Source organism: Paraburkholderia sp. BL6665CI2N2 (assembly GCF_004366535.1).
Classification (GTDB): domain Bacteria; phylum Pseudomonadota; class Gammaproteobacteria; order Burkholderiales; family Burkholderiaceae; genus Paraburkholderia.
The window spans coordinates 680945-699482 of sequence record NZ_SORC01000002.1; the positions used below are offsets into that span (position 1 = coordinate 680945).

The following is an 18538-nucleotide window of genomic DNA, read 5'->3' on the forward strand; positions in this document are numbered from 1 at the left end:
CCGGGACTGGTGCTCCGTTGAAAGCCGGCGTGTCGGTACAAGAACCGCACGGCGGCCAAACGCTATTGTTTAACGTTCTAGAAAAATAGCTCGCGAGTGCTGTTACCTAGCTTCAGACCTTCAGCAACTCATTGGAGGCGCGTCGTTACCGTGACAACGCCCGTGAGGGATGTAGCCGAACCCGACGCTGTTCCCACAATCCCCGCAGCTCCTTGACGAGGGCTTCACGTCGAGTCTGCTCAGGCGTAGTTGTATCGAGAAGATGTCCGAGCACGGCTTCGCCTTCGATCCGCATCAGCAGATCGAACAACTCATGTGAAATACGCACACGGTCATAGTTGGAGCCGCCGGTGCGAATTTCGCACACCGTCTCCTGACGATCCCGCGCAGTGTGAGCGCGGACTCGATAGAGCGATGCATAGGGCGGCAGTGAAACCGCGAGCGCAGTCCAATGTTCCTGCGTTGCGAGCCGCTTTTTGACGAGGAACGGCCCGACCACAAGTCCATCCAGCTCTGTCGTCAGAAATGTGGCAATCGCGTCTGCAACGGAATCTACGATCGGCTCAGCGTTGTTATTAAAGGAAGTATTGAGCAGAATTGGGATTCCTGTCCGCTTCTTGAACGCATTAATAACCTCCCAGTAGGCGGGATTGGTCTTCCGCGATACTGTTTGCAGCCGCGCTGTACCGTCAATGTGCGTGATGGCGCCGAGCAAGGCACGCTTGGAGTCGCGCACGCGAACTACAAAATTCATAAAAGGAAATTCGCGGGTACCCTCTGGGAGGTCAAAAAATTCGTGCGCATCATCCTCCAGCACTGATGGCGCGAACGGTCGGTAACCCTCGCGCTTCTTGACCATGGCGTTGATTCGGTCTTTGTTTGCGGTCGGCCTGGGATCGGCAAGAATGCTGCGGTTGCCAAGCGCGCGTGGCCCGAATTCCGAACGACCCTGGACCCAGCCAATCACGGCGCCATTGGCCATCCAGTCGGCTGCTCTGCCGGCCACGTCATCACTGCGTTCAACATCGAGGTGCCCGGCCCACGCATTCAATTCTTGCTCCACGGCCAGATCGCTCCCCAGATCGGGCCCCCAATAAACCTCCTGCAATCGCTCACGCGGCGCGGGCCGACCGAAGTCGTTTGACATCATAAGGGCAGCGCCTAATGCGCAACCGGCGTCATGCGCTGCGGGCTGCACGAAGATGTCTTCGAAAAGTCCCGAATACAGCAGCTTACCGTTCATGGTGCAGTTATGAGCTACTCCTCCGGCTATACACAGCCGTTTCATACCGGTGACCTCGCGGTGATGGCGGAGAATGTGAAACACGATCCGCTCCAGCGCTTCCTGCAATGAAGCACCCACATCCCGATGCTGCTGTGTGAATGGCATTCCCTTTCGCCGGACCTGGATGCTGCGGAGCAACGTCGGACCGATGCGGTCCAGGTAGACGCGGTACTCACCGTTGGCGGACAGTTGATAGAATTGCTCGAAGAGCCCGCGATAGGGAGCGGGATCCCCATAAGGTGCAAGCCCCATGACCTTGTATTCGTCGAACAAGCCGTACCCGAGGTACCGGATTGCTTCGAGGTAAAACAGCCCTAGAGAATTATTCTCTGCGAAAGTCGCGAGTTGCGTAATTTCGGTTCCAGATCCGAGCGCCAAGAGCCCCGAGAGGAAATCACCGCCGCCATCGACCGCGAGGATCAGACTTTGCTCGAATCCAGACATCGCAAACGCGCTCACGGCATGCGCCAGATGGTGACTCACGAATGAGACTCGCGAAGGATCGACCTCGGTACCGAATTCCCGCATTAGTAAGTTACGCAGAAACAGCTTGGCATCCACCGGAATGGAGATGTTCGGCTGGGACAGGAACAGGCGTTCGAGCATAACGTTGCAATAGGCCTCGGTAGCGTAAAACGCGATGTGGTCGATATCGCTGAGTTGAATCCCTGCGGATGCGAGGCAGTATTGAATTGAACTGCTCGGGAACTTGTTAGAGTGCTTGATCCGGTTGAGGCGCTCCTCTTCGACGGCCGCTATTACGCGTCCGTCCCGGACAAGCGCCGCAGCGCCGTCGTGCAGAAATGTGTTCGGCAGTTCGAGTGAATTTTCATGAAGTTTGTCTAGCCCGCCGCTCACTCCTAAGCACAGCATGTTTCTCTCCTTCATCGTGGTAGGAAGCCCCTTTGGCAAGACTCGAACCCCTGCCACATAGGTAAAGTAGGGTATCGCTCGCCGTTGCGAACACCGGTCAGACGTCACCAGCCCCAAAGAATCTCGCGTAGGGTCCGTCTGCAAAATGGCGCCGCAATTCATGAAAATTCTGTACCGTTTGGTCCGGGGTCGCGTTTCTTGGCGACGAAGGATGGCGCGACCAGAAAGCTGAAGCGCTGGAACCCCGAGGAAGTCCCCAATCGTTGCCAAACATGCGGCGGGTTCAATAGGATGGCTCCCGATGCATGTGATTGATCGACAACTGCTGCAACGTCATTTCCTCGGCTTCGCTCAGTTCTACGACACACTTCATCCACTACCCGGCACCACGAAGGTGCCAGCAGGTTTGCGAAATTCAATCGGATTTACAAGGAACACTATCCTCCATGCCGTACAATTCGTAAAATCGTTTGTCTTGATGGAACACATCCACACTATGGATAAGTTGGGATCATGCGTTTCAAGGGCCTCGATCTAAATCTCCTCGTCGCGCTCGATGCTCTGATGACCGAGCGTAATCTCACCGCGGCGGCACGCAGCATCAACCTGAGCCAGCCGGCCATGAGCGCGGCCGTCGCCCGGCTACGCGCCTATTTCTGCGATGAACTATTTACGATGAGGGGCCGGGAACTTGTCGCAACACCGCGTGCAGAAGGGCTCGCTGCTCCAGTCCGCGAGGCTCTGGTGCACATCCAGCTCGCCGTTATTTCCCAGGACGTGTTCAACCCAGCCAAATCGGATCGCCGCTTCAGGATCATTCTTTCCGATTTCATGGCAGTCGTATTTTTTCGAAAGATCGTGGAGCGTATTGCACGGGAAGCTCCCGCCGTCAGCTTCGAATTGCTGCCACTTGCCGATGACCCCGATGAGGTTCTCCGGCGCGGCGAAGCCGATTTTCTCATCTTGCCGGAATTTTTCATGTCGAGCGCGCACCCTAAAGCGAAGCTGTTCGAGGAGACGCTCGTGTGCGTAGGCTGCCGTACGAACCAGCAGCTATCAGGGCAGCTCACATTCGAGAGATATATGTCGATGGGGCACGTTGTGGTCAAGTTCGGGCGTTTGCGGCAGCCCTCCATCGAGGAATGGTTTTTGCTTCAGCACGGTCTCAAGAGACGGGACGAGGTCACCGTGCCGAGCTTTAGCATGATCCCGCCTATGCTATTAAACACTGTCCGTATAGGGACGATGCCCTTAAGGCTGGTCAAGTATTTCGAAAAAGCGATGCCTCTGCGGATCGTCGAACTTCCGCTGCCACGTCCCGCATTCACCGAGGCCGTCCAATGGTCTGCCCTTCACAACAGTGATCCGGCAAGCAATTGGATGCTGGAGATAATATTGCAGGAGGCGTCACGCATGATTTCTCCGCCTAAGACCACGCGAAGACCAATCCAGCCAAGTTAGGAAATGGGATCTTTCAGCAAGGTTTTTGCGGCATGGATTTGTGGCGTTTCGAGGGTTTTGTGGCGATATAACGTGTATCGCCACATTAGGCCTCATTCGGCGCGGTGACGGCAAACGCCTGATCGAGCAGGTTCGGCGCGACCGGCAAGCCGTGTGTCAACCTGGTTGTTGCCTTGAAGCTGCGGTTCTGGTTGCAACGCCACCCCCTGCTTGCGACGCAGTCTCTTTATAGGATGTACGCCGAATTGTCGGCACCGCTGGGGCTACCGGTCTCCACGGCTCGCTGAAAAGCGTCCACGGCATGGCGTGCGCGCCCGCGCGAAGTGTGCGGTGAGCGTCGGCTTTGACTAGTGAAACGATCGCCATGAACTGCAATGGAGTTTTGCCATAGCCAAGCCGGGGACATATTGTCGATCTGTCAGTTGATCTTCCGGCGGCGATTATCGGGACCCGGACTGTGCGAGCAAGGCTTCGACGACGTCCAAGCCTATGCAATCGATCGGGTCCAGCCTGCGCAGCTTGGCGATCAGCTTCAGTGCAACGGCGCGCTCGCCGCGCCGCACGCTGATGAACGCGAGCGCCTTCAGTGTGAAGAGCCAGAAGCGGCCCGGACCAGGAATGGTGAAGTCGGTGTCGCCCGGCTGTACTGCACACCAGTCGCTGTCGAGCGACGCCCGCCGGGCGGCGACCGCCAAAGCCTTGGTCGCGACCTCCTGGGCCTCGCCAAGTTCACCCCGGTTCGCATGGAACTTATACAGCAGATAGTAGGGTGGCAGGCAGCGCGGGTACGACAGGACCGCAGTCCACAACGCGGCGGCCACATCGTCATTGCTGCCGCCGCGGGTTCTCTCGATCAGCTGTAGCACGGGGGAGGGAACATTGCCGCCGAAGAGAACGGTCGATTCGATACCAGTAATGAGATTCATCAATTTGCTCCGATATGATGAGGCGTCCGGCTGCTTTTGCAGCGCTCGGAAGCCGATGTGACGATGGATGTGTTTGTCTACGCGAACCTGAACTGGATGCGATGCCCGCCGCGCGGACACGCCCATTCGAGATTGTGATGGTCCGTGCACAGAATGCGGCAACTACCGCATTCCAGGCAGCCGCCGGTAATCAGCGTGACCGAGCCGTTGCTCTCCTTCCGATAACAAGGCCGGGCACACGAACGTGCAGTTTTTTTTGGCAAAGTCGTTGGTGCAGACTTCAACGTTTTTGATGTGGACGTGCGGCCGCCCGACGTCCACGCGGTAGCGGTTCTGAAACAGCTTTTCGATATTGACAGTGACCGTTTTCATCGGAAGGCTCTCCAGAAATTGTATGCGTCGCCGACCGTCCGGTCAGCGAGCGATTTTTGCGGAAACTGACCATGACATCGTGCTTTTTGGCCTTGTTGTCGACGCCATCTACCGTAATCACGGTGCCGGCCGCTTGAGCGACGAGATCAGGGTATGTTGTAAAGAACTGTAGATTGCGGTGCGGAATTTCTGGCATGTCGCGGTACTTGTGCAAATCCTTCATCACGAAGCTTTTGTCGAGCGCAACCTTGTACGCCGACAGCACGTTAGTGCGGTAGCCGCGGCGGCCGGCTGCTTTTGCGGCTATCGCCATCTCCGCGGCGAGGCGTCCTGTGGTCATGGGGAGGTTGGAATCTTCGCGATGCGTGGCGTTGACGAAGCCGCCCGAGTGACCGACGATCATCCAGCCATTGCCGTAAACTTACGGAATCGCATTGAAGCCCCCTTCGGGGATCAGGTGAGCGCAGTACTCCTTCATCTCGCCGCCCGCGATGAGTGGAGCGATCGACGGATGATGCTTCATTTTTTTTGAGCAGCACATACGTGCTCATGCGGTTCGGGTTCTTTTTGAAGTCGCCCGGCATGCAACCGACGCCGATGGTCAGCGACTCTTTATTCGTGTAGAGAAACCCCGTTCCTGTCATGCCTTCGGTGATGCGGCCGACCATCTCTATCACGAAGCCTTCCTGATCGGCGACATTAAAGCGCTGGCGAATTGTCTCCTCCGGCATGAGGAGAATCTCCTCCACAGCTAGCGCGACGTTGCCCGTCCTAATTTCGCCATGAAAGCCCGCCTTGCGCGTCAACGTTGAGTTGACGCCGTCCGCAAGAATCACGATATCCGCATAGACTTCACCGTGTTCGCGGTTGCATTGCAGGCCGACGACCTGGTCCCCGTCCATAATCAGGTGATTTACGGTGGTCTCGCAGATCAGCAATGCACCGGCCTCGCGCACTTTCGATGAGAACCACTTGTCGAACTGCGCGCGGATGATCGTATAGCGGTTATACGGCGGTTTGTTGTAGTCGTCGCTGCGTACGTGTGTGCCCACGAACGAAGTATCGTCGAGCATCCACATGCGCTGTTCGATGATGTGGCGCTCGAGTGGCGCGTGGTCACGAAAGTCCGGAATGATCTGTTCCAGCGCGTCGGCGTAGAGGATTGCGCCTTGAACGTTCTCGCTGCCGGGATATTCGCCGCGCTCGATCTGAAGCGCCTTTAGTCCGCTCCTGGCCGTAACGTAGGCTGCAGCGTTGCCGGACGGTCCGGCGTCCACGGCGATCGCATCGAATTGCGAGGGATCTCTCATCTAACTCTCCTTGTGTGCCGGATTTGCCGCAGCGCCAGATGGTCCTTACAGGCATGCGTCAACGCCGGCAGCAGTTGCAGTGCGTCCCCTACAATGCCGTAGTGCATGTAGTCGAAAATCGGTGCGGTCTGGTCGGTGTTGATTGCGACGATTACGTCCGAGCTTTCCATACCGACGCGGTGCGGGATCGCGCCGGAGATGCCGGCAGCGATGTAGAGTTTCGGTCGCACGGTTTTTCCGGTCTGCCCGACCTGCCGGTCGTCCTCGACCCACCTCGCCTGCACGCACGGGCGGCTTGCGCCAACTTCGCCACCGAGTACCCGCGCCAGATCGAATACGAGCTTGAAGTTCTCCGGATTCTTCAGTCCTTTGCCGCCGCTAACGATCACGTCCGCGTAAGGGAGGTCGATCTGGTTGCTTTTCGCATCGGCGATGAAGTCGAGCAATTTGGCCACAATATCGGCCTCGAAGATCTCAAGCGCGTCCTGCACGATCTCTCCACCGGGGCCTTCCTGCGCCTGCGGCATCGCCATGACCCGTGGGCGCACCGTCGCCATCTGTGGACGGTATGCGAACATCATGATCGTATAGAGCAGCGAGCCGCCGAAAGGCGGCTGTGTGGCCGCCAGTGCGCGCGAGGCCGGGTCAATGTTCAATTCAGTGCAGTCGGCGGTGAGGCCGCTCAAGAGCGTCGTTGCGACAGATCCGGCGAGATCCCGGCCCATCGAGGTTGCTCCGAGCAGCAGAATCTCGGGGCGGTACTTGTTGACCAGGTCGGCCAGCCCCTTCGTGAACGGTTCGTTGCGATAGCCGAGCAACACAGGGTCGTGAATCACGTACGTTTTGTCCGCGCCGAAACTGAACGCCTCACTGGCAAACTGCTCAAGCGGCTCGTCGGTACCGCCGAGCACGGGCACAGCGACACGACTGCCGAGTTTGTCGGCGAGCTTGCGCGCGTGAACGAGCAGCTCCCACGACACGCTATGCACGTGGCCGCGGTCGTGCTCGAGAAAGACCCAGACGCTCTGGTAGGCTTTCAGATGTTCGGGCAGATCGAGGTTACGGCCGGTGGCCCGTTTGACCGGCGCGGCCGGCTTCGTTTCCGAGGCAGCGGGCGAGTTCATGAGGCCGTTTTCATCAACAGGTCCGCCTCCAATGTCGGATGGCGAGCAAATATCTCGTGCAGGAGTTTCAGCGACACGTCGCGCAGGCTGGACGCGTCGAATTCGAGCATCTCGGCCTTTTCGTCGCGTGGTGTCGGCCCAAACACTTTGCTGACCGCGGTAGGTGAACCTTTCAGCCCGATCTTGCTCACGTCCTCAATGCCGGCCTGCTCGCGATTCCATTTGCGCACCGGGAATCCTGCCGCGTGGATCGTCGCGGGCAGTGTCGCGAAGCGCAGCTCGTTCGTATTCTCGAGCCTCGTCACGAGACAGGGCAGTGCGGTTTTCAATACTTGCACACCGCCTTCGACGCGCGCTCGACTACGATCGTGCGCGGGTCGAGGTCAGTCTCGACGATCCGGGAAACATACGTGAGCAACTGGACGCTCAATCGCCTTGCGATGCCGGGGCCGACCTGGGCAGTGTCGCCGTCGATGGTCTGCTTGCCGGCGAAGATGATGTCTACTGCCTGTCCATTTGCAATCTGCCGGATTGCATCGGCGAGTGCAAGCACGGCCGTCGCGTTGTTACTCGGCAGTCCTTTCTGTTGCTCGATGTACTGAAAGAAGCGCTTGAGGATGTGCAGGCGGCTCACGTTCACCACCTTCTCGTCGAATGCGATGTCGAAAAATCGCAGGAAATCCTCGGCCGACGACAGGTGACGCAGTTGTTCGATAACTTCTTGCATCTCGTTACTTCTATTGGACAAGTTTGGCCGCCATAACCACACTCACGACACCGTCACCCGCGTGTTGGTGGCTTGGATCAGGAAGTGGCGCAAATCGGTTGCATTCGGCGCCCGCTTGTACTGCGTGGCGAAAGAGCGGATGCGCGCAAGCAGGAGCGGGATGAGCCGCTCCGACACCCTCACGCCTAGAGCGTCGTAGGCCTCACGCACACTTTGAGATCCAGAATGTTTCCCGAGTATCGTCGACCGTTGCCGGCCGAGCTCTGCTGGATCGAATCCCTCGTAGGTCGTGGGGTGCTTCGCGAGGCCGTCGGTGTGAATGCCCGACTCGTGAGTAAAGATGTTCCTACCGATGATGCTCTTGTTGAAGGAAACTGCGCGGCCTGAGGCTTGTTCGACTAACGACGAAATGTCGGGCAGCGCTCTGGTGTCGACGCCAGTTTCTCGTCGCAGCAGGTGCCGTGCGCCCATCACGACTTCTTCCAGCGCTGCATTGCCGGCGCGCTCACCCAACCCGTTGACGGTGGTGCTCGCATGGGTCGCGCCGGCCCCAAGGGCGGCTAGTGTGTTGGCTGTGGCGAGCCCGAGGTCGTCGTGCGCATGTATTTCGATATCCAGATCGACGGCAACGCGTAGCGCTGCAATGGCGTAGAAGGTCTTAAAGGGGTCCAGGATACCGACAGTGTCGGCAAAGCGCACGCGCTGGGCGCCGTGCTGCTGCGCGCATTGAGCCACTTCTACGAGAAATGAGGGATCCGCGCGCGAGCCGTCTTCCATGCCCAGGGAAATTCTTGGATGGTTTTTTTCGCTGCCTCGCAGAAAGGGTTTGGAGAACTATGCGAAGTTTTGCCGGTAGTAAGCGCCTACGCGACCTGCCAGACGCTTGTCGCGTCGTGTCGGCGCGATCCGGCTTGTCCATGTCGCCGAAGACCGTGGCCGCATTGGACATGCGCCTCGGTTGATGCTCGGCGTACGCCTGAGGATTTTTCTCGGAGTCAGGGCAAAGATCGACAACCATTTTGATATGCCTAAATTCCATTTCTCCGGCCCGACGTTTTGCTACAGTATTCATGAGAGCGTCCACGAGAAATTGACTTGAAATTTGGTGCCGTATCCGCCGAGAATGCTCAGCGAGTTCGGCATCGGCGTTTCCTTCGTGCAGGCGATGAAGCGTCGCCAGTGGTGGCTTCATGTGCTCACCGTAATGGCGGTCATCGGGCCGTCCACGCCGCTGTTGCGCCATGTGTGAGCCAGTCGCAGACGGACTGCCCGCTCACGCCGAGTTGCCCGGCGGTAAGCTTGCGCTTGATCCTGTGTCCGAGCAGCGACAGGGCCGCGCTCGCGTGTCTCGATGCATGTGATTGATCGACAACTGCTGCAACGTCATTTCCTCGGCTTCGCTCAGTTCTACGACACACTTCTTCCGCTACCCGGCACCACGAAGGTGCCAGCAGGTTGGCGAAATCCAGTCGGATCTACCAGGAACACTATCCTCCATGCCGTACAATTCGTAAAATCGATTGTTTTGATGGAACACATCCACATTATTTATAAGTTGGGATCATGCGTTTCAAGGGCCTCGATCTGAATCTCCTCGTCGCGCTCGATGCTCTGATGACCGAGCGTAACCTCACCGCGGCGGCACGCAGCATCAACCTGAGCCAGCCGGCCATGAGCGCGGCCGTCGCCCGGCTACGCGTCTATTTCTGCGATGAACTGTTTACGATGAGGGGCCGGGAACATGTCCCCACACCGCGTGCTGAAGGGCTCGCCGCTCCAGTCCGCGAGGCTCTGGTGCACATCCAGCTCTCCGTTATTTCCCGGGACGTCTTCAACCCGGCCAAATCGGATCGCCGCTTCAGGATCATTCTTTCCGATTTCATGGCAGTCGCATTTTTTCGAAAGATCGTGGAGCGTATTGCACGGGAAGCTCCCGCCGTCGGCTTCGAATTGCTGCCACTTGCCGATGACCCCGATGAGGTTCTCCGGTGCGGCGAAGCCGATTTCTTATCTTGTCGGAATTGTTCATGTCGAGCGCGCATCCTAAAGCGAAGCTGTTCGAGGAGACACTCGTGTGCGTAGGCTGCCGCACGAACCAGCAGCTATCAGGGCAGCTCACATTCGAGAGATATATGTCGATGGGGCACGTTGTGGTCAAGTTCGGACGTACGCGGCGGCCCTCCATCGAGGAGTGGTGTTTGCTTGAGCACGGTCTCAAGAGACGGAACGAGGTCATCGTGCAGAGCTTTAGCATGATTCCGCCTATGCTATTAAACACTGACCGTATAGGGACGATGCCCTTCAGGCTGGTCAAGCATTTCGAAAAAACGATACCTGTGCGGATCTGATTGTTGCCTGAATGGCGCTGCGGTGATGGACGACGCTGCGACTGCGCGATCGCTGGGTGCTGAAGATCATCATTAATCAAGTCTATCGCTCACAGTACGCGTGCGGTGCGCCACGGGGACTGTCGTCGTTGTCGACGCTAGCGGCCGTTATGTAATACAGGTTTCTCGGACGGTTGTGAGTGATCGCGATGGTTCGGCAGCGTGCCACCACTCCGTGCACCGAACTCACGACTTAACGTCGGACTTCCACGGCCAGTGAGCGCTAGTTTCAACATTTTCTCGGTCCTTCTGGATCTGCTCGCGGTTGAGCCTGGCTTAGCTGGAGACTGCAACTTGGTTCGTCGAGATTCGGTCGGCGTCGGCTTCAGTCGATGCCGCATGCACCTCCTCGCTAGCTCTCAACAACGGCAGACCGAGGCCAAACCGCGAAACTTCGCCCTTTAACGCGGCGATATCCGCCCGCCATGTATCCGCGTTACCGACAAGCAGACTGCGCTGGACTGTGGAAGTGAGACGCTTGCGATTCAACTCAGGCGCTAGCTTCACTCCCTACAGGGAACAAATACTTGGTAATTTGTTCTCGAGTATGTTCTATCTCGATGACATCAGTAATCAGCCCATTAATTTTCAACAATTCTGGGTTTTCAATTTCATCAGTCAGTTTTCGCATTATGGATCTGGTGGTTTCATCAGACTCAGACATTACTTTCTTCATCGTGTCCGGGCTGAAAACGCCGATGTGGGCCCGCGGATACGCCAGTACTGCCACAGGCTCAAATCCAGGACCACCCATGGCGTACACGCCTCCCGTATACGCTTTTCTGGCAACGAGCAGTAATTTTGGTACCTTGCATCGAACATGTGCTCTGAATAATTCCGCTGCGGCCGAAAATATGCCACTATTTTCAGCTTCTCTACCGATCATAAATCCCGGGATATCGGCAATGAATATGATTGGCATGTTGGTTTTTGCGGCAATATTTATCATTTTTACCATTTTTGAGGCGGATTTCCGATAAATTGCACCTCCATTATGTCGGGGGTTGTTGGCGATAATTACAGCGAAATTTCCTTTGATGCTCGCGTAGGCGGTCAACACTTCCTCCGCGTATTCGGCGCTTATCTCCGTAAAGCTGCCTTTGTCGATAAAGGAATTCAGCAAATGATGCATGTCATAGGGTGTGCGATGATCTGTTGGAATTAATTTTTCAAAATCAACCGCATCGGGCTCTTCATATTCAAGACCATGGGGTCCCTTGCCTTTGAAACTTCCATGCAGTAATTTTCTTATGCACTTGAATAAACCTTCTTCATCTTTGAATACCAGTTGAACCGAGCCCGAGCCCCTGCTGTGAACGTCTGTTCCACCTAGCGAATAGAGATCGGACTCCTGGGCCAGCATTGCCTTCACCATATCCGGACGACCCATACATAGAGCACCTTTCTCAGTCATCAACACTAGGTCTGCGAGCATCAACGGTAAAGCAAGTGGACCTGAGGTCGGACCGAGTATGACGGAAATTAGCAAATTTCCTTCCGCAAAGTCTGCGAGGGATGCACTGACCCTGCCCATTCCGAATGGAGATAAAAGTAATCTGGCCATGTCCGGCGAGAGCACTTTCGTGGTGTCGAAACTGCCTGTCCCTCCTGTCTTGTCCTGAATGTAGATTAAGGGGGCGCGTTCATCCCGGGCCTGAGTTACTGTGCTGATGATCTGCTCGGCAGTGCGCCACTGTCCGCCTCCCTGAAATTCACAGTCTCCTCCGCGATTCATGACCAGAAAGGTTTTTACCAAATTTATGGTTCCTTCGCCGCAGATGAAATGACTTTTTGCGGCAGGTTGACGGTCAACAAAGCTATCTGCGTCAAAGAGCACGTTTATTCTTTTCAACGAAATTTGCATTAGCTATCTGCCTCCTGGCAATGCGTATGAATGTTGGCTGTTATCGGTGCCGTGCGACGGCCGCACGGCAGTCATCGCGCACGCGTCGCTACGGGGTACGCACCGACGCGCAAGCGGTGACGAAGCCGCCCGCGAAGCTGGTTGGTAGTTGCGCTGCGTGCAACTCGCCGTCCGCAGCGGTCCTGTGCGGTGCTGAGTGGCAGCCTCATTTTCAGGAAGCCAAAATGTCTTCCATAGACATTGCTGCGGCCAGAAGGCGGCGGTCCTGGCCCCGCGCGGCGTCAATACTCAACCCCACCGGTAATGCATCATCGGGAGCAACTGGAAGGGTGATAGAAGGTATCGCGGCGTTGCTGGCCAAGTCGGTGTTACGTATCACCTCGGCAAACAGTCCCGGCCTGCTGGCATCGCTCAGATGAGGGACGCTACGCGGAACTGTCGGGTACACGAGAAAATCGATGCCTCGAGTGCTGAACAGCGAGTCTATTTGTAGACGTAAGACGCCTATATTCTGAATTGCTGATGAATAATCGGCGGCAGATATAAGCTGTCCACCAAGATTGGCGTGAATGATGTTGCGGACAATTTTGTCGCGAATGTTATCAAATACGGCATTTATCCTGTTTCCCCATCCTAGGGAAAGCAATGTGCGGGGAAAGTCAGTGAAGAATTCGTAAACCGGAATGGTGAAGGTTCCGCTTCTATTCAGGTCAGCAACAACCGCGTCATCCAGTTCAACGCACTGGAAACCAGCGCAAGTCAATCGCCTGACGGCATGCCAGCAATACTTTCGGACATCATCCTCCAGGTCAGTCCACATGGAGGCCGGAAGGCCTATTCGGCCGCGAGTATTTTTCTGTTTTGGCGGAAGGTGGCTATCGGGGGACAGCAGGTCATATAGAATTAATGCATCTTTCGCCGTCCGCGTCAGAAGGCCCGGCGAATCCTTCGTGCGAGAAACTGGAATGATTCCGGCCGAAGACCAGCGACCACTTGTGGGCCTGAAGCCGGTGATACCACAGAAGGCGGCCGGTATCCTTACGGAGCCGCCGGTGTCCGTTCCGATCGCCATCGGAACGATGCCGGCTGCCACAGCAGCGGCACAGCCGCCACTGCTGCCGCCAGCCAAATGCCCTGGAGCCGCTGGATTTCCCACCGTTCCCCATCGAGGATTGACCGATGTGATACCAAAGCTGAGTTCATGCATGTTGTTCTTGCCGGCAACGACAGCACCGAGCGCTCTCAGCTTTCTGACAACAAGCGCATCGCGCGTGGCTATACAACCTTCCATCCCCGGTGTCCCGGCAGTGACAGGGAGCCCCTTAACACAAATATTGTCCTTTAAGGAAAAGGGAATGCCGTAGAGCGGTGCGCCTTTCAGGGCATCATTCGCTTTAGCGAAATGCGCGTCCGGGCCGCAAGCACGGATGAAGCAGTTGAGCTTTTTCAGATGCGAATCAGCGCTGAGTGCACGCTCACGGATTTCAGCCGCTGAAAGTGCACCGGTACGTATGCCATCGCAAAGCGATTCCACAGTGTTTTTCGAATACATAAAATTTCCGCGAATAGGAGGTCATCGTGTCCGATGTCAGTAACGATAAGCACTGCGGATCTCGTCAAGAGGATTGCCCGGTAAAAGATTTCCTCCTGCGCTGCGTATGACGGCGCAGGCGCTGTTCACAGCCGTCTGCACAGCTCCCTCAATCCACCCACCGGTAAAAGAGCAGCCACATCCTGCCAGATAAAGGCCGGAATCCCATGCGGGATCATTCGCGGTCTTGAACTGAAAGAAGAGACGCTGCGAGTAAACGTCTTCGCCCGGATAGTTGAGCTTAAAGGCACCCGAAGAATGCGGATCGGTCAGCCAGTCATGGTGCAGGATGCTACGTTCATAGTCGTCATCGGCGGGAACCAGGTGGCGCGCAAGTTCTGGATGGAATGTAGCAAGGTCGTCAACAAAGCACTCACACCGCTGTTTTTTGTCGGGAACACTCAGTAGCTTGTGAGCGTCATCTTCCCAAGTGTAACTAAGCAGAACCACACCCTGACCATCTGGCTTATCGGGTTCGTAATCAAGGCAATATACTCCTCTCGCAAAACTGTCAGACTGGATGGTGACTGGCAGGTCTTTAGTGATCCAGAACTTGTCGCGGGTGAGCATGAATAGCTTTGAGGAACCCGTAAGATGCGTTTCCCTGACGGCTCGTGAGACGTCGCGGCTGAGAAACGTTTCGTCGTCGGTCAGGCAATGAACCATCTGCATTGCCCTGTTGTTGCTAGTGACGATCACTCGGTCGAAAACCAATGCCTCGTCTTCATCAGTTACCAGCGTTATCTTTCCATTCTCTTTGTAGATGCGACCCACGCTATTGAAGCGAACCCGTTCAGAAACGGAGCACCCTGCGATCTCCGCTCCCGCCAGGCGCTCAGCCAGTGTAGAGATTCCGCAAGAAATCAGGCGTTGATCATCCAGATAGCCGTTAACGACCACGCGCAGTATTTCGGTGAATCCGGCCTGATAAACAGGTAGGAAACCTCCGGATCCTATTCCTAAAGAGCCAAACAGCTCAAAGTGATAAGGCCTTTCCCAAGGGATACCTCCGGGGGGGCGAGGGCCAGTGAATATCGCGACAATGGCCGCATAGAAAGAACTGTCACGGAACACATCGAGCCACGTTTGCCATGCCGCACGCGCTTCCTGAAAGCGATGTGATTTCAACATGACCGTGATTTCTGTCGGCGCTACAAGAGATGTGCCATTGATCACGCACCCTTCCTGTAAAAATGCCCTCCAGCCTTCATGAACGAGCTTGAACAAAGGTGGCGGCGAATCCCCCGCCGGCCAGGTATGGCGAGTGCCGCGATAATGCAATTCGGTATCAACCACTCCTGGATCGGGGAAAGACGTGGTCGTGGAAATGCCGTGTTTGTTCAAATAATGGAAAAGACCGGTTGCACTCGGAGGGACCCGCATTGCGCCCATTTCAGCAATAAGGTGCGGGTACCGCGGATCAAATACTTGTGACCATATTCTTCCTCCAATGCGATCGCGGGCCTCAAAGACCGTAACGTCGGTTACGCCTGCCCGCATCAGCTCAGTCGCCGCCACAAGACCGCTGATACCGGCCCCCACGATGCCAACGCGCGGAGTTGGAGTGCGTGATGAAAAGGAGCCGATTCCCCCTTCAGACTCGCAGAGCTGGAGGAACGGCGCGTAGTCATACAATAGGTCAACAGTCGGTGATGGACTTTGTGACGATGCGACGTGATTTTTCATGGATTTTCTCCTTTATGGCAATGCATCCACTTGAGGAATGATGATGGCTGGAAATAGCGCAGGGACCTTCGACAGAAGAGATCGAGGTTATTTATTCCGTTGCCGATAGCTGTGCTGCTCCTCGGCAGAAAAATGCTATTCATCGTGAATATCCATGGATGCCACGATATCAAATTGACTGCGGTCATATCAAACAAATAAAATTGATGTTTGTAGCAAGCTAACGTGAGAGTAGCTTCGTCAGCCATGACTCACTACTGATAAAGGGAGTTGGTCGATTTGTGAGAAGATATTTCGGGCGTGCGCAAGCTATTTCGTCTGCCCTGAACAATCCGTTTGGCGTGGTGCCAGCCGGCGCGTGTCAAGGTACTCGCCTCAGTCATGCAGCCAAATGCTGTTTAAGTGCGGTGTGCGAGGCTATCGTGACGACTGACTCGCGCCCGGATTGGGGGCGACGGCGCCGATTGGCGTCCAGTGCAGCGTGACGGCATGATCGATGTTGTGATATTAGGCAGCGAACTCGTCGGACCAACGGTTGAGCACGACTATGCGACTACCCTCAGAGGATCAGTTGATTCTCATGTCGCGAAAATTTTTCAGCTACCGTTATCGGCGTGATCGAATTTCAGCGCTTTCAGCGCTTCGGCGAGGCGCAAATCGAGCGTCGGGCGATCTGCGGCCGTAAACAGCACATGTCCGACGCGGGCGCAAAAGTCCGTCAGTTTTGGGACTGTACCGCCGATGTGCGAAAGAACCTCGACCTCTTCGAAGCCGGGCGTCGCGCGCACGCGTTCGACCGCAGCGGCGCCGGCGAAGCGCCCAGTTGCGGCCGTGAAGAACTGCACACCGCTCACGCGCGTCGCATGCCTTGCATCACAGAGGGGCGCTGGATCGGTGTCGCCGAGATGACTGCGTATCATCACTTCTGGCAAGGAGATGGACTTGCTGAGTTCAACCAGCCGGTAAATCCGATCACCTCCGAGCCGTGCGGCGATCTCGATGAGCACGGGGCCGTCGCGCGTCATGCGCGCCTCTGCATGGAAAACGCCGAGGTTGAGGCCGATTTTCGCGGCGACCTCCTCGACGTAAGCGACCAGCGCTGTACGATGCTCTGGCGCCAACGCTGCTTCGACAATGTGCCCCATCTCGACGAAATACGGCTCGGCACTCAGCAGCTTTTCTGCCACCGCAAGCACGCGCGGCCCATGTCGGCCGACGTAACCTTCGATGCTGTACTCCGGACCCTCGACATATTGCTCAAGTAGCAACACGTGGCCAATTTCGCGACCCATATCTACAACGCCGTGGCGCATGGCGCGCTCGACCGCGAGCTGCAGCCCGACAAGAGAGTTGACGCGCGTCGCGTGCTGGTTACCGCAGCCGTCCACAGGCTTAACGACGGCTGGAAAGCCGACCTGCGAGGCGGCCGTCACGATGTCACGACGATCTGCGATTCGGGCGAATCGGGGCCCCGCCAGTCCCGCAATTGCGAGGTGTGATCGGCTGCGGTACTTGTCGCGAGTGAGCGCTGCCGCTTCGAGCGGCAGATGCGGGAGACCGAGCCGAGCGGCCGCTTCCGCCGCTACATCGACTGAGTATTCGAACCCAGGTACGATTCCATCGGCGCCAATGGCGCATGCGGCGGCTGCGACGGCGCTCGACGAAGCAGTGTCCACCACCGTGAACGACGTGACGCCCGCCCGTAGGTCACGCGGCACGACGCGCTCGGCGGAAAACACGTGCGCAGCGACACCAAGGCGCGCAGCGGCGGCGACAAGCGCTGTGCCGGACGACGCCGGTTCAATCACTATGATGGCGGTCATGGGGACGTTCCTTATATAGCAACAGTTTCGCGTCGGGGCGTGGTCGCCACGAGTAGCTCGTCGAAGTACTCGTGGAGCAGTTCGATGAAGTGGCGCAAATAGGTCTCAGCCTGTTTGATTCCGCCCCACCCGTCGATTGCCCGCTGCAGACCGACCCACATCACATCATCGTGACCGTGAGATCCGTCGTGCTGAATGTGGTCGAGCGGGCGCTTCACGAGATCGTGCCCGAACGCGCGCGCTCCTGCTTCGGTGATGATTTTGTTATAGCGATCCGAATACCATTCGACAAACCAGTTCCAAACCATTGTCGGCAGTGGACCGTCGCGGCTAATGCTCAAATAAAGATAGCCAATCAGCTTGTCGGTGCTGTGGAAAGGTGCGATGCAGTCGATCTCGGCTGCAGACAGGCTGAATTTCTCGATGTCACGCAGAAATAGCCCCTCATGCCGATATTCTTCTGCAAGGTATTGCGCGAGAATTTGCGCGAGCGTGTTGTCCTTGAAGCCGATTTTGTACAGCGCGAACGCGTCGACCTCGTTGTTAAGGCGGATTCGCAACACTGTTTCGATGAGGTGGCGACGATAGTATTCACTGTCGATCCAATCGCCACGATGGAAGGCGGCGGTCTCCGGCGAAGTAGCGAACATCTGGGCGACTGCGTCTTGAGCGACTCGCTCAAGACGGGCTCGATCGTTGCTTGTATTCATATAACCATCCAGATGAAATAAAAAACAGGGCGCACCGGTTACTGTTTATGCCTGCCGGACGAACCAGGGGCACAGCTGCCTTTACAATAAGCAATGATGTCCCTTGGAGAGTCTGAGAATTCTCCTGCAGTGGGGGCTAAGCCGCGTTGCAGTCGCTGTGCGGGGACAGGGCGCTGTCGGGCGCTCCTAGACGATTTTTGATCAGCGTGGCTTTTGCGAGTGGATTCGTGCCAAACGTTGCGGAACGCTCTCGCCTCGAATGTTTTTGTCGACTGAAGCTAGCTGGTTCGATCTTCTCGTGTGCCGCCACATGGAAACTCCTTCTCGAGAGGTGGCTGGACCATGGCCACGAGCGCTACCACCGCAAAGCGGTGTGGTAGCCAGGTTGTGCTAATCGTG

General features: G+C 56.6%; 12 protein-coding genes and 4 pseudogenes. 3 read left to right on the forward strand and 13 right to left on the reverse strand.

Annotated elements, in window-relative coordinates; translation table 11 throughout:
* Positions 1-145: 145 nt before the first annotated feature.
* Positions 146-2158: a carbamoyltransferase gene (locus B0G81_RS40845; RefSeq protein ID WP_134143832.1), complete on the reverse strand. Its 2013-nt coding sequence runs from the start codon at positions 2156-2158 to the stop codon at positions 146-148.
* A gap of 513 nt (positions 2159-2671) precedes the next feature.
* Between B0G81_RS40845 and B0G81_RS40860 the strand changes: the two genes are divergently transcribed.
* Positions 2672-3619: a LysR family transcriptional regulator gene (locus B0G81_RS40860; RefSeq protein WP_106285659.1), complete on the forward strand. Its 948-nt coding sequence runs from the start codon at positions 2672-2674 to the stop codon at positions 3617-3619.
* A 440-nt stretch (positions 3620-4059) separates the two neighbouring features.
* Here the strand turns inward: B0G81_RS40860 and B0G81_RS40865 are convergent, their stop codons facing one another.
* The 7 genes and pseudogenes from B0G81_RS40865 to B0G81_RS40890 all read right to left on the reverse strand — a co-directional run.
* A complete protein-coding gene (locus tag B0G81_RS40865; RefSeq protein WP_106285660.1) occupies positions 4060-4545 on the reverse strand; it encodes a hypothetical protein in 486 nt (161 codons plus the stop codon).
* A gap of 77 nt (positions 4546-4622) precedes the next feature.
* Positions 4623-4917: pseudogene (locus tag B0G81_RS40870) on the reverse strand (ferredoxin family protein).
* Positions 4914-6227 (reverse strand): annotated as a pseudogene (locus B0G81_RS40875) (FAD-dependent oxidoreductase). The pseudogenes B0G81_RS40870 and B0G81_RS40875 overlap by 4 nt, the downstream one beginning before the upstream one ends.
* A complete protein-coding gene (locus B0G81_RS40880; protein ID WP_134143833.1) occupies positions 6224-7351 on the reverse strand; it encodes an electron transfer flavoprotein subunit alpha/FixB family protein in 1128 nt (375 codons plus the stop codon). Before B0G81_RS40880 ends, B0G81_RS40875 begins: the two are co-directional and overlap by 4 nt.
* Positions 7348-7680, reverse strand: a complete 333-nt coding sequence (locus B0G81_RS45170; protein ID WP_243856879.1) for a hypothetical protein — start codon at positions 7678-7680, stop codon at positions 7348-7350. The genes B0G81_RS40880 and B0G81_RS45170 overlap by 4 nt, the downstream gene beginning before the upstream one ends.
* Entirely contained in the window at positions 7677-8078 is a 402-nt protein-coding gene (locus B0G81_RS45175; protein WP_243856880.1) for a nitrogenase-stabilizing/protective protein NifW, read from the reverse strand. The genes B0G81_RS45170 and B0G81_RS45175 overlap by 4 nt, the downstream gene beginning before the upstream one ends.
* Before the next feature lie 42 nt (positions 8079-8120).
* Positions 8121-8882: pseudogene (locus B0G81_RS40890) on the reverse strand (homocitrate synthase); the annotation flags it as partial.
* A 319-nt stretch (positions 8883-9201) separates the two neighbouring features.
* On the opposite strand from B0G81_RS40890, the gene B0G81_RS45510 reads away from it, so the two are divergent.
* Both B0G81_RS45510 and B0G81_RS40895 read left to right on the forward strand, forming a co-directional pair.
* Positions 9202-9327 (forward strand): hypothetical protein, encoded by a 126-nt coding sequence (locus B0G81_RS45510; protein WP_279590549.1) that lies wholly within the window; start codon positions 9202-9204, stop codon positions 9325-9327.
* Positions 9328-9641: 314 nt separating this feature from the next.
* Positions 9642-10423 (forward strand): annotated as a pseudogene (locus B0G81_RS40895) (LysR family transcriptional regulator); the annotation flags it as partial.
* A gap of 532 nt (positions 10424-10955) precedes the next feature.
* On the opposite strand, the gene B0G81_RS40900 reads toward B0G81_RS40895, so the two are convergent.
* The 5 genes from B0G81_RS40900 to B0G81_RS40920 all read right to left on the reverse strand — a co-directional run bounded on the left by B0G81_RS40900 (position 10956) and on the right by B0G81_RS40920 (position 18139).
* Positions 10956-12329, reverse strand: a complete 1374-nt coding sequence (locus tag B0G81_RS40900; RefSeq protein ID WP_106286437.1) for a carboxyl transferase domain-containing protein — start codon at positions 12327-12329, stop codon at positions 10956-10958.
* Between the two features lie 211 nt (positions 12330-12540).
* On the reverse strand, positions 12541-13881 hold the full coding sequence (locus B0G81_RS40905; RefSeq protein WP_134143834.1) for an amidase family protein: 1341 nt from the start codon (positions 13879-13881) through the stop codon (positions 12541-12543).
* Between the two features lie 36 nt (positions 13882-13917).
* Positions 13918-15606: an NAD(P)/FAD-dependent oxidoreductase gene (locus tag B0G81_RS40910; RefSeq protein ID WP_134143835.1), complete on the reverse strand. Its 1689-nt coding sequence runs from the start codon at positions 15604-15606 to the stop codon at positions 13918-13920.
* 596 nt (positions 15607-16202) lie between these two features.
* Positions 16203-17429, reverse strand: coding sequence for an ATP-grasp domain-containing protein (locus B0G81_RS40915; RefSeq protein ID WP_106286440.1), 1227 nt, complete (start codon positions 17427-17429; stop codon positions 16203-16205).
* 11 nt (positions 17430-17440) lie between these two features.
* Complete coding sequence (locus tag B0G81_RS40920) at positions 17441-18139, reverse strand: hypothetical protein (protein WP_106286441.1); 699 nt, start codon at positions 18137-18139, stop codon at positions 17441-17443.
* Positions 18140-18538: the final 399 nt, after the last annotated feature.

Coding starts and splice junctions, on each gene's coding strand:
- B0G81_RS40910 (WP_134143835.1), bottom strand. CDS start 15,606: ATGAAAAATCACGTCGCATCGTCACAAAGTCCATCACCGACTGTTGAC.
- B0G81_RS45175 (WP_243856880.1), bottom strand. CDS start 8,078: ATGCAAGAAGTTATCGAACAACTGCGTCACCTGTCGTCGGCCGAGGAT.
- B0G81_RS40920 (WP_106286441.1), bottom strand. CDS start 18,139: ATGAATACAAGCAACGATCGAGCCCGTCTTGAGCGAGTCGCTCAAGAC.
- B0G81_RS40845 (WP_134143832.1), bottom strand. CDS start 2,158: ATGCTGTGCTTAGGAGTGAGCGGCGGGCTAGACAAACTTCATGAAAAT.
- B0G81_RS40880 (WP_134143833.1), bottom strand. CDS start 7,351: ATGAACTCGCCCGCTGCCTCGGAAACGAAGCCGGCCGCGCCGGTCAAA.
- B0G81_RS40905 (WP_134143834.1), bottom strand. CDS start 13,881: ATGTATTCGAAAAACACTGTGGAATCGCTTTGCGATGGCATACGTACC.
- B0G81_RS40860 (WP_106285659.1), top strand. CDS start 2,672: ATGCGTTTCAAGGGCCTCGATCTAAATCTCCTCGTCGCGCTCGATGCT.
- B0G81_RS45510 (WP_279590549.1), top strand. CDS start 9,202: ATGCTCAGCGAGTTCGGCATCGGCGTTTCCTTCGTGCAGGCGATGAAG.
- B0G81_RS40865 (WP_106285660.1), bottom strand. CDS start 4,545: ATGAATCTCATTACTGGTATCGAATCGACCGTTCTCTTCGGCGGCAAT.
- B0G81_RS40900 (WP_106286437.1), bottom strand. CDS start 12,329: ATGCAAATTTCGTTGAAAAGAATAAACGTGCTCTTTGACGCAGATAGC.
- B0G81_RS40915 (WP_106286440.1), bottom strand. CDS start 17,429: ATGACCGCCATCATAGTGATTGAACCGGCGTCGTCCGGCACAGCGCTT.